Source organism: Spirulina sp. CCNP1310 (genome assembly GCF_034932185.1).
In the GTDB taxonomy this organism is placed as follows: domain Bacteria; phylum Cyanobacteriota; class Cyanobacteriia; order Cyanobacteriales; family Spirulinaceae; genus Spirulina.
Genome location: NZ_JAYGHW010000001.1, coordinates 130,293 through 141,673 on the forward strand (window position 1 = coordinate 130,293; position 11,381 = coordinate 141,673).

General features: G+C 45.5%; 12 protein-coding genes. 4 read left to right on the forward strand and 8 right to left on the reverse strand.

The genetic code is table 11. The features are described 5' to 3' along the window. Positions 1-105 precede the first annotated feature (105 nt). Positions 106-300: a hypothetical protein gene (locus tag VB712_RS00525; RefSeq protein ID WP_323251024.1), complete on the forward strand. Its 195-nt coding sequence runs from the start codon at positions 106-108 to the stop codon at positions 298-300. 180 nt (positions 301-480) lie between these two features. Here the strand turns inward: VB712_RS00525 and VB712_RS00530 are convergent, their stop codons facing one another. The 5 genes from VB712_RS00530 to VB712_RS00550 form a co-directional block, all read right to left on the reverse strand. Next, positions 481-1,044 carry a Uma2 family endonuclease gene (locus tag VB712_RS00530; RefSeq protein ID WP_323251026.1) on the reverse strand — a complete coding sequence of 188 codons (564 nt, stop codon included), beginning with the start codon at positions 1,042-1,044 and terminating at the stop codon, positions 481-483. A 210-nt stretch (positions 1,045-1,254) separates the two neighbouring features. Then, a complete protein-coding gene (locus VB712_RS00535; RefSeq protein ID WP_323251029.1) occupies positions 1,255-1,437 on the reverse strand; it encodes a DUF2281 domain-containing protein in 183 nt (60 codons plus the stop codon). Between the two features lie 47 nt (positions 1,438-1,484). Next, on the reverse strand, positions 1,485-2,807 hold the full coding sequence (locus VB712_RS00540; RefSeq protein WP_323251031.1) for an aKG-HExxH-type peptide beta-hydroxylase: 1,323 nt from the start codon (positions 2,805-2,807) through the stop codon (positions 1,485-1,487). 27 nt (positions 2,808-2,834) lie between these two features. After that, positions 2,835-3,992, reverse strand: coding sequence for an FxsB family cyclophane-forming radical SAM/SPASM peptide maturase (locus VB712_RS00545; RefSeq protein WP_323251033.1), 1,158 nt, complete (start codon positions 3,990-3,992; stop codon positions 2,835-2,837). 105 nt (positions 3,993-4,097) lie between these two features. Continuing rightward, positions 4,098-4,286, reverse strand: a complete 189-nt coding sequence (locus VB712_RS00550) for a hypothetical protein (RefSeq protein WP_323251035.1) — start codon at positions 4,284-4,286, stop codon at positions 4,098-4,100. 205 nt (positions 4,287-4,491) lie between these two features. On the opposite strand from VB712_RS00550, the gene VB712_RS00555 reads away from it, so the two are divergent. Next, complete coding sequence (locus VB712_RS00555) at positions 4,492-5,874, forward strand: NB-ARC domain-containing protein (RefSeq protein WP_323251037.1); 1,383 nt, start codon at positions 4,492-4,494, stop codon at positions 5,872-5,874. A 376-nt stretch (positions 5,875-6,250) separates the two neighbouring features. Here the strand turns inward: VB712_RS00555 and VB712_RS00560 are convergent, their stop codons facing one another. After that, positions 6,251-7,432: an RtcB family protein gene (locus tag VB712_RS00560; RefSeq protein WP_323251039.1), complete on the reverse strand. Its 1,182-nt coding sequence runs from the start codon at positions 7,430-7,432 to the stop codon at positions 6,251-6,253. 130 nt (positions 7,433-7,562) lie between these two features. Between VB712_RS00560 and VB712_RS00565 the strand changes: the two genes are divergently transcribed. Together VB712_RS00565 and VB712_RS00570 are read left to right on the forward strand one after the other, a co-directional pair. Next, positions 7,563-8,162 carry a superoxide dismutase gene (locus VB712_RS00565; protein ID WP_323251041.1) on the forward strand — a complete coding sequence of 200 codons (600 nt, stop codon included), beginning with the start codon at positions 7,563-7,565 and terminating at the stop codon, positions 8,160-8,162. A gap of 126 nt (positions 8,163-8,288) precedes the next feature. Beyond that, the gene (locus VB712_RS00570) at positions 8,289-9,533 is read left to right on the forward strand and encodes an OFA family MFS transporter (protein WP_323251043.1); all 1,245 of its coding nucleotides are present in this window, start codon (positions 8,289-8,291) and stop codon (positions 9,531-9,533) included. Positions 9,534-9,634: 101 nt separating this feature from the next. Here the strand turns inward: VB712_RS00570 and VB712_RS00575 are convergent, their stop codons facing one another. Together VB712_RS00575 and VB712_RS00580 are read right to left on the reverse strand one after the other, a co-directional pair. Further along, on the reverse strand, positions 9,635-10,219 hold the full coding sequence (locus VB712_RS00575; RefSeq protein WP_323251045.1) for a gamma-glutamylcyclotransferase family protein: 585 nt from the start codon (positions 10,217-10,219) through the stop codon (positions 9,635-9,637). Then, on the reverse strand, positions 10,200-11,189 hold the full coding sequence (locus tag VB712_RS00580) for a pentapeptide repeat-containing protein (protein WP_323251047.1): 990 nt from the start codon (positions 11,187-11,189) through the stop codon (positions 10,200-10,202). The genes VB712_RS00575 and VB712_RS00580 overlap by 20 nt, the downstream gene beginning before the upstream one ends. Between the last annotated feature and the right edge of the window lie 192 nt (positions 11,190-11,381).

An 11,381-nucleotide genomic window follows, 5' to 3' on the forward strand; every position in this document is an offset into this window, starting at 1 on the left:
AGGTTAGTCGTGACTTAGATCACACTGTACTGAATAATTGATCACATCATCAACCCCAGAGAGGGCGGATCATGGACATATCTACTTTCATGATGTGTAAATCCAGTGACACGAGCACCTTTAATTCGCCGCTTGGTGGAGAAAGCGTTATACATTCGTCGCCTAACACCTGAAATTGAGAACGCGATCAATCTGGAATTAACCCGCATTGGTCATATTTCCGATGTAGACTATGAAGCTCTTGAACTGCTCATGGCTGAAATGGATGCTGGGCGCATTCACTTGACCCCCAGCCGCTAACCGCTCCCCCTTTCACGACCAAGCCGCATCTACACTGTGCTTGCCCATTAACAGCTTTTCCCGATCACACCCCTCAAAAATCTGCTGCTGAGGCAAAGTAGGGGCGAAAAAGTTTTGTGCCTCCAGCAGGCTTACGCCAACGCCCCTACTTTGTCGGATTCTGATCAAGTGGATTGCAGATTAATTGAAGATGGGGGCGATCGCCACCTCAAACCCCGGCAATAGCGGTGATGTGAGCGCATCCCCCACGCCTAACGTCGCTGCTCGCTCAAGCTGTGCCGCCACCCGTCGGTACACCTCCACCGTTTGCAGTTGCCAATTGACAATCCAATATTCCTGCACCCCATAGCGGGAATAGAGTTTCAGTTTGATTTCGGTATCGCGCTGGATATTTTGCGATCCGGCGGAAAGCACTTCGACGACCAATTCTGGCGCAACGATAAAATGCCCGGCTTCATCCAGGCCATGCTCTAAGCGGGCATTGCTGGCCCAAACGAGATCGGGGATCACGGCATCATAGGGCGAAAAGATTACACCGGGTGTACTGACGGGTTTGCCCAATTTCGTTTGGCGTGACCACAACTCTAATTCAAACTGAAGATTACCGCCTGCATTTTGATGGCGAATATGGGGGGCATGGGTCACGTACAGTTCTCCATCAACGATTTCATAACGTTTCCAGCCGCCATCGTCGGGCATGGCGGTTAAATCGCGGGTAGTCCAGCGGAGGCTAGGGGCAACCATCGGCAAGGGTGAAGGGTTCTAGGGATGGAACCAGTCTAGCGAAAATCGAAGGTTATCGCTGGAGATTAACCTATGGAATCAAGAAAGACATGATATAAATCCGCTTAATCATATCGTCCAAAGCTGTCGGTGATGTAGGGGCGAAAAATTTTTCGCCCTTACATAAATCGATGCCAAAATCGAATTTCCTATGAGTATTAATTAGGTTGTTTATGATATATATTCCTGAAAGTCATCTAGGGGAGTATCAAAATTATCGGTAATCCAGACTTTACCTTGCCAAACGCCTAGACCACCACGTTTGTTTAACATTGTTTTGGGCAATGCTTCAATTGAGCCAGTACATTGATCAGTGGTGATGATTTTCTGTAGAACAAATAAACGTAATTGCATGCTCATTTGAAGAGAATTTAAACTATTTGTCATCGTTTATTCATAATTTATTTTTGACTTACTAAATGAGAATTTTCAGACTCCCACTTTTTCCGATGTTCTTTTAATTTAGAATTAATTGAGTATTGCTCTTTTTTGGGAATTTCCGAGTCAAATTTATTGATATTTTCTTCTATTGCTTGAATCAATGCTTGACCAATTTCAGAAAATTCTGCATCATTTTTTAAGATTTTAATTGCAGTTTTTAGTTGTTTTTTTGTGGCATATACTATCTTTTTTAAATGCTTTTTTTTCAAAACAGGTATATCTTTATTCAGGAAATTATACCAAAACTCTAAAACAGCTTGAAACACATAAATTGCTTGTAAAATACCAGTAAGAGGTCGAGGATCATCACGCCAAGGAGAATAATGTATTTCTTCAGTGCTACCTCCTATAATAATTGGATCTAAATTTAATAAAGCATTAAGCTTATGATGATGATATTCATGAACTAAAGACTCTACTATTACTGATGTATCTGACATCCAAGATAATACTAAAAGTCCAGGTATTTCTCGAAACGTTTGACTTTTGTGAACATCAGTAGCATGAGAATATATGGGACTTAACGATTGTATTCCAATTAACATTTCACTAGCTAAAAAATTTGAACAGCTATCTATCCAAAACCAAGCTTCTTCTAAGCTTAATAACCACTTAGCAATCGAAGTTGGTGTTAATTCTTCAAAGTTCAAATTGTAGCGACCAGCTAACTTAAAATTACTGTCAAAACTATTTAATTCAATTCCATTTTTAAGATGGGGAATTTCTTTTTCAAGCATATCCAAAATCTGATCGCCATCCGTATGAATTTCAAAATGTCCATTGTTAGTAACAATGTGGATTTTTTCAAGGGCTATATTATGAGGATGTTGTAAATAAATTCCTGCTCCAGGTATGGTAACAGTACCAGAATGATCAGTGTATATACAACAACTAAAACTCTCTATCTCGTCACACAACGCCATTGCCAAAAGAAACTTTTGGAAGGATTCTAAATGAACCTTAATGTGTATCCCTGGAAATAAAAAATGATCTTTTTGATTAATTAATCGCCAAGCTGTATCTAACCAAGCACTAAAAGATGGATGCCCTAAAACCTTTTTTTGAGTAGCTTTAGAAAAAGATTTTACCAATTCAAAATACTGACTAAAATTGGTATCATGATTTAAACTAGGAAATTCTGACTGTAGCTGTTGATAAAAATTCGTAAATCTGAGCAATGTTCTATGATATTCTGTCAAAAAAATCGCATTGATCAATGGATCAGATGAACCTGTAGGGGAAACTAACTTTTTCACAGTGTCAGTATCTAGTTTTATAGCCATAATGCAATATTCAGGCTTAAGATTATTTCAAGATACAAGATGTCGATGTTTTGTTGCCTCTAAATTTTTAATCACTTCTTGACGAATCGTAGTAATTATTTTCTTCAAATCAGAACAATACACTGAAGGATTTTGAAATTGATTTTCTTGAGAATATCTATGAGGGAGATAACCACCACCACAAACCTTAACTAGCTTACATTCTTGACAAGCTGTGCTCAAATATTTCCACTTTTCTTGACGCTCAATAACTTTCGACGAGCAAAAAATATCATCAAAACTATGGGTAAATATATTCATTCCCAACTTTGTAGCTTCTGGATAAGTAACTTTTAAAGTGTCAACAGCTTCTATATCTCCATTAGTTTCTATAACTGCAAAATCTATAGGATTTAATCCCCATTCTTCTGACTTTACTTGAAGTCCTAAAAATAAAGAAACAATATCTTCAAACTTTCTTATCCTTATGGTTTGAGGTTTTTGGTGATACCACATGTCAAAAACTTTTAATAGCCAATCTGCATAAGGAGTTACATCAAGAGATTTTTCTTTTCCAAAAGGTCTTAAATTATGATGATTTAAAGGTAATAAAAAATCAATAAATCGAGGACTATATTCTGATAAATAAGAATAGACTTTTTGGGGATCATTGTGTAGATCAATGACACACAAAAAACCACTCCAAATTTTTTTACCCTGATCACTATTTAATAATTCAAGTGCCTTTTCTACCTTTTCAAATGAAGATCTACCTTGATAATCTAATCTGTGTTGATCATTGGCTTCTTTGTAGCCATCCATGCTCAATCCAATACTGATATTATTGTTTACACAAAAATCAAAAATTTCCTTGCTTAATAAAATACCATTTGTTTGTATGCCAAATTTCAATTCAATCTCAGTAACATTCTGACTAATGATTCGTTGAAAACTTTCGAGATATTCTAAGCCTCCCAAAAGTGGTTCTCCACCATGCATTATTACAGAAAACTCAGAGATTTGATGATTTTGAGTATGTTCATTAATTCTTTTTCCCAACTGTTTAATTGTTTCTTCTGCCATTTTTAGGGGCTGCTGTTGCCAACTTTGGTCATTGCCATGATACATATAGCAATAATCACAGTTAATGTTACAGCGTGATATAACTTTACAAACAAGTGATCGCAAAGGTGTAAAATGATTCATGAATTTTTTTTGAAATCAATAAAATTTTTTCTAACCTGAGCAAATAGTTCCTCGCCAGAACCCTTACTTGACTTGAGTCCTGGCTTTTACCTGAGTCCTTGTCTTTTAGAGGGGTGGGTTTTTCAAATATGCAGAATGACCACTACCATTTGAAATATTTTTTTGTAAAATGTTACCAAGTGCGGTATCTTTCAGAGAATCTAAATCACACAAATCAAATTGTTCTAAATCAAGAACAATAGAATCTGTCTCTAGTTGAGGAGTAGTGAGTGATTTTTCTTTTGCTTGAGTCATTGTTTTAAGTTTTAATATCCTTCAGATCAGTTTATCGAATCAAGAAACATCCTGTTCTGTAGCAATTATTCCAATCTATTTTTCTTTTGTCATCCCCTTGAGTGTGGGAATTTAGGGGTATTTCCAAAGTTAAAAATGGGAGAATGTGGGATAATGGGGGTTAAATATAAAAAACCATACAAAACTACAACCAGGTTTAGCAGCCATGAACATTCAACAAGCGTTGCAGTGGACAGATGAGTTGATTTTCGTCAGAACTGGGAAGCACCTGGACTCGCTGGAGCGGGTCATTTTGAAGGGGGCGTGGGAGGGTAAAGGATATCAGGATATCTCTGAAGAGTACCATTGCACTAATGATCATGTCCGCAAGTCAGCATCGGAATTGTGGACAGTCCTGTCTGAACTGCTGGGGGAGGATGTTAAAAAGAAGAATGTGCGCTCCCTGATCGAACGAGAAATATTTACCTACTACAATGATGGTGTGCATATTGGTGATCAAATAAATGTCTGTAATGATTTATACAATCAAGCAGGAAAAGGTCAGCGATCGCCCACCCACCCAACCGCTCAACCCCGCCACGACCTCAGCCAAGCCCCCGAATACCTCAACCTCCACAGCCGCACCGCACAACTAGCCACCCTCAAACAGTGGATCTGCCAAGAAAAGAGCCGCATCATCACCCTCACCGGCCTATCAGGAATCGGCAAAACTGCCCTAACGAGACAACTGGTAGAACAAATCAAAGACCACTTCGATCACATCCTGTGGCGCAGTCATCGCAAATTTCCCACCCTCACCGCCCTCCAAAACAACATCCTCGACTTTCTGACCCCTCCCCAGCCCAACCAAGACCCACCCATTACCAACCCCTTAAGCTCCCAAAACTCCCTAATCAACCATCTCAGGAGCCATCGCTGCCTCATTATTCTCGATGACTTCCACGAAACCCTAACCCCCGGTGAATTAGTCGGCCACTACCATCCCAACTACCAAGACTATGGCCACCTGATTCACGAAATCGGACAACTCCCCCACAATAGTTGCCTCCTGCTGCTCACCTGGGAACAGCCCCTGGAAATCACCACCCTTCAAACCGAAACCCCCCACTGTAGAACCCTACGCATTTTGGGACTGGAGACAGTAGCCATTGAGATTTTGAAAACAAGAAAACTACAAGACGAGCAAAACTGGCCAGAACTCATTGAACGCTACAGCAGTAACCCCCTATGGCTTAATCTCATTGCCTCCACGATCCTAGATTTATTCAACGGTAGCGTTCAAGAATTTCTCGCTTATCCCACTCTATTCTTAGGAGACGTAGAACCCATTCTCCAACAACACTACCAACGCCTCTCAGCAACCGAGAAAATTCTACTTCAGTGGTTAGCCGACCAAAACCAACCCGTAAAAATTAACCAGAAACCTCCAGAGCTTTTATCAGATTCCCAGTTTCTCAGAGCAATCCAATCCCTAAAAAGACGTAGTTTAATCGACAACCCCGCCCACTTAAGCCTACAACCAGCCATTAAACAGTATGTTGAAAATCTGAATGCTGAGTTTGGTGATGTAATCCATAACCACAGTTGATCAACAGCATAGGCATCAAAAGCAGAATCGGCGGTGATGATAGATAAGGAACGGTTCATTGCCTGGGAAATTAAGATACGATCAAAGAGACTCGCTGCCTCAGGGTATTGTTGAATCGTTCAATGTAGCTCGTTTTACTAAAATAGTGCGGGAGTCTGAAAGCCCCGTCAATTTATTGCGGAGATGAAAGACGACACGAGCCAGCAATTCTCATTATGCGGGGGATTCCTGCTGAGGTGTCTATTTTTAGGCAGTTCAATCACCTACACTCCTCATTCTGTCGTTCAGATTATCCGGATGAAAAGCTTCAAAAAGCCATGATTTCAGTGCAAATGCTCTAAAACAAGGGGGCGATCGCCCTCCTAACGGGGAAGGGTTAACCCTTCACACAAAGCACCTGCTTAAGCGTGGCGACAATTTCCACCAAATCCCCTTGATTAGCCATCACCGTTTCAATGGGTTTATAGGCGGCTGGAATTTCATCAATCACCTGGGCATCTTTGCGGCATTCGATCCCCTCCGTTTGAGCGATCAAATCCTCAAGGGTGAATTCCCGTTTCGCCTTAGAGCGCGACATTAACCGCCCCGCCCCATGGCTGCAACTGCAAAAGCTGTGGGCGTTGCCCTTGCCCTTGACAATGTAGGATTTTGCCCCCATCGAACCGGGAATAATCCCATAATCCGACTCTTGGGCCCGCACCGCCCCCTTCCGGGTCACATACACCGATTCCCCGAAATGCACCTCTTTTTCCGCGTAGTTGTGGTGACAATTCACCGTCAGGAGCGGCTTCGTGGGCTTGCCCCCGGCGAGATGCTGCTCGACAATCCGCTTAAACCGCGCCATCATCACCTCCCGGTTATAACGGGCGTATTGTTGCGCCCATTGGAGGTCATGCCAGTAGGCGGCGAACTCCGGTGTGCCGGTGACGAAATAGGCGAGATCGGGATCGGGGAGCTTTTGAGCCGCGAGTTTTTGCAGTTCCTTAGCGGTGCTGATGTGGCATTGGGCCAATTGATTGCCAATATGGCGCGAGCCGGAATGGAGCATCAGCCACACCTGGCCCTCGGTATCGAGGCAAAGCTCAATGAAATGATTGCCCCCACCGAGGGAACCCATTTGTTGCACAGCCTTCGTTTCCAACCGTTTCACGCCAGGGTGGAGGTCTTTAAACCCCTGCCAGCCCTGCCAGTTGGTGACGGTGCGATCGCCCTCCTTATTCGCCTCAAATCCCACGGGGATCGCCGCCTCAATCTCTTGGCGAATCCGCTTCAGTTTCCCCTCCAACTGTTCCCCCCGGAAAGGGGTTTGGATCGCTGCCATGCCGCAGCCAATATCCACCCCCACCGCAGCGGGAATAATCGCGTCCTGGGTGGCAATCACCGAACCCACCAAGGCCCCTTTCCCTAAATGAACATCGGGCATCAGGGCAACGTGCTTAAACACAAAGGGGAGGGAGGCGACATTTTTCGCCATCCGGGTTTCTTCACTGCTGAGGTCATGGCCCGCCCAGGAGAGGACGGGGGCAGCAGTGGATAACGGCAAAGTTTCGTAGGCCATGGGGAGTTTCCCAATTCACTTGTAGCATTGTAGTATATGTATTACGGTAGCGCAAGGGCCGACCCGCCCTCCCCTCAACTTTCGCCTTTGCAGTATGATCTGAAGAGAGAACACAACACACTCAGGTTTTATGGCTTATACACTTCCAGCACTGCCCTACGATTACACGGCATTAGAACCCTACATCTCCAAAAGCACTCTGGAATTCCACCACGACAAGCACCACGCAGCGTATGTCAACAACTACAATGCAGCGGTGGCGAATACGGAATACGATAGCCAAGCCATTGAAGATGTAATCAAAAGCGTTGCGGGCAATCCCGATAAAGCGGGCCTGTTCAACAACGCCGCCCAAGCTTGGAACCATTCCTTCTACTGGCAATGTATGAAACCCAATGGTGGCGGCACACCCACCGGGGCCTTGGCGGATAAAATTAATGCGGATTTTGGCAGTTTTGACCAGTTCGTTGAAGCCTTTAAGGCGGCCGGTGCAACCCAGTTCGGCAGCGGCTGGGCTTGGTTGGTGCTGGAAAATGGCACATTGAAAGTGACCAAAACCGGCAACGCGGATCTGCCTTTGGTGCATGGCCAAACAGCATTGTTAACGATGGATGTTTGGGAACACGCTTATTATTTGGATTACCAAAACAAGCGTCCTGATTACATCAATACGTTTATCACCCAATTGATCAATTGGGATTTTGTCGCCAGCAATTTCGCGGCGGCATAATCCATCCATTGATGGCTTGATCATCCCCGTAGGGGCGAAAAATTTTTCGCCCCTCCTTTTTTTGGCCTTGAAAAATGCTAACGTTCGCCCTAGCATTCCTTTGGATCATCAACCATTGAATTGTCTATGTCTCATCCCCCCGCCTCATCAAACCGTATTTTTGGCTTACCCGCAGCACAGGGGCGATGGTTACTGATTCCCTTGGGGATCACTGTGTTGCTCTGTTTGGGTACGGTTTATTCCTGGAGTGTTTTTCGCAAACCTTTAGAAGCGGCCTTTAACATCACTGCCACCGAAAGCCTCCTTCCCTATACCGTCGCTTTGGTGTCCTATGCCATCCTCATGCCCATCGCTGGCTTTTATATTCCCCGCTTGGGAACCCGCTTAACGACGGCGATCGGCGGCTTAATCGTTGGGGCGGGCTATATCCTCTCCAGTTTTAGCAGCAATATCACGATGATGACGCTCACCTATGGAATCATTGCCGGTACAGGGGTGGGCATTACCTATGGTGTGCCGATGGTGGTGATGGCCCGTTGGTTTCCCGATCGCAAGGGTTTGGCGGTGGGTCTGACGATTATCGGCTTTGGCCTGTCGCCCCTGATTACTGCACCCTTGGCGAATCATTTAATTAATGTCTACGGCGTACAGGTGACGCTGCGGATTTTAGGTATTGCCTTTGCGATCCTGATCACGGCCCTTGCTGTCACCCTCAAACTTCCCCCTAAGGATTGGCATCCTGATCACGCTACCGATACACCCCGGGCCAAGATTCCCCCCCAAACCTATCCGCCGCAAATGCTCAAAAGCCGCTCTTTTTATGGGTTGTGGCTCTGCTATACCATTGGGGCGTTGGTGGGGTTGACGGCCATTGGGATTTCTAGCCCGGTGGGGGAGGAGGTGATTCAAATTGAGCCGGCCATTGCTGCGAGTAGTGTTTCCCTCTTTGCCCTGTTTAATGGCTTGAGTCGCCCCCTGTTTGGCTGGTTGAGCGATCGCTTCCGGCCGCGGGATGTGGCGATCGCCACCTACGTTTTAATCCTGATCGCCTGCATTTTAATGGCCCACGCCCAAACCGGCCAGGTGATCAACTATCTGGTGGCCTTTTGCCTGTTTTGGTTCTGTTTGGGGGGATGGCTGGCGATCGCCCCCACCACCACGCTCCGCTTTTTCAACCCCGACCACTACGCCCAAAACTACGGCATTGTCTTCACCGCCTACGGAGTTGGGGCCTTAATTGGTACACTCACCGCCGGCCAAATTCGTGACTGGTTTGGCAGCTATACCTACGCCTTCTATCCCATGGCCGGTTTAGCAATTTTGGGGATTATCCTGGCCACCTTCCTGCTCAAGCCAGATCATCGCCCCTAATGCATCCCAGTTCGGACAATGTACCCATTTGGAAGGGAGTCGGAAGCAGGAAAAATCTCTCATCCCTCATCCCTCATCCCTCATCCTTCATCCTTCATCCCTCATCCTTCATAACCCCCCCCAGACCATTGCCCCGAGGGTAGCCAAATCCCACCATCCGCCATCACCCGGTCAAGGGCCATCACATAAATCCAGGCTTCCCCTAGGGAGGCCCCATTGGGATCAAAAATGGGTTGGCGTTGGCGTTGGTATTCATTGAGATGGGGCGATCGCCCCTCTTCATAGGTTTCTAAGGGATCAATGGCCGCCAACACTTGCGGATCATCAAAGTGGAATAAGATCCCCTGGACTTTTTCGTTGCCAGGGGTGAGAGCGGGATAGCCCTGGCGGGGAAGATGGAAAAGTTGCCCCCAAACCCAGGCGGTTTCAAAGGTGTGGGGGCGATCGCCACAATAGGCGGCATAATTCATTTCACCGGGCTTGAGCGTACCGTAAACAAAAAGATCGACCATCGGAGCGAGCAGAAAAATCACCCAGCCATTGTAGCGAAAACTGTAGGGGCGAAAAATTTTTCGCCCCTCTCCCCTTAAACGGTTGGGTTTCCTCAAGCCCCTCGCCCAACCGAGGGGTTTGGGGTGAGGGTTTTGAGGAACAGTTGAAGTCGGTTTAACCGACCATGGAGCCATTGGGTAATGTGGTGTGGTCTAAAACTGCAACTTCCCAATTAACCCCCTGCTCCTTCGCGCCTCGGAAATTCGCCCCCGTCAGATTGGCCCCCATCAAATTGACCTCGGTAAAATTAGCTCCCCACAAATAGGCATTGTGCAAACTAGTGCGTTGCAGATTTGCCCCGCTGAGATCCGCTTGATTGAGGGTGGCGGCGGTTAAATCTGCATTGCGGAGATTGGCCTGGGTGAGGTTTGCTTTGGATAAATTTGCCTCCGTGAGATCTACCCGCATCAGATTGCTTCCTGCCAAATTTGCGGCTTGAAGATTGGTTCGAGCCATAAATGCCGTGCGAATTTGACTAAAGCTCAAGTTTGCCACTGTTAAAATCGCATCGCTGAGGTTTGCACCGCTGAGTTTTGCTTCACTGAGATCCACCCCATCCAGGTTTGCACCTTGCAAATCGACCCCATTCATATAGGCTTCAGTGAGCTTAATTCCATTCAGGTTTGCACCGCGTAAATTTGCCCCACTTAACCGCGCTCCGGACAAATTTGCCCAGCTAAAATTAACGTTTTGAAGATTTGCCCCCCGAAAGTTAATGCCCTGTAAATTAGCTCCGCAGAGGTTGACGGATTCTAGGTTTGATTGCCGTAGGTTGACATGATTTAAGGTTGCGCCGCTCAGTTTTGCGCCTTTGAGGACGGATTTAATAAATTCGGCCCCTTTCAGGTTGGCTTTGGTTAAATCCGCTGCGACTAAACTCGCTGTGTTCACCTTTGCCATGGAGAGATCAGCCCGAAATAAAAAGGCTCCCGATAAATTCGCCCCATTCAGATTCGCCCGACTCAAGTTCACCGCTCCTAAATAGGCCCCCCGGAGATCAATATCAGACAATTTGGCCTGCTGAAGATTTGCCCCCATCAGGTTAATGCCGTGAAAATCTCGTTCACCGTTGTTGTAGCGTTTGAGTAGTTCTTGAGCATCCATAAGACATTTCCCTCCGGTTGGCAAAGACGATCTGCTTGAACTCTTTTAATGTTCTATTTATATTGTGGGAGACTTATCCCTCAATTGGGGTTAATTTTTTTAAAGATCATGCTTAACATTTCTCAGCAAATCTATGGAATTGGGGGAACTTTTGGCGATCGCCTCCCATCTTCAACCTATTATTTTGATCCC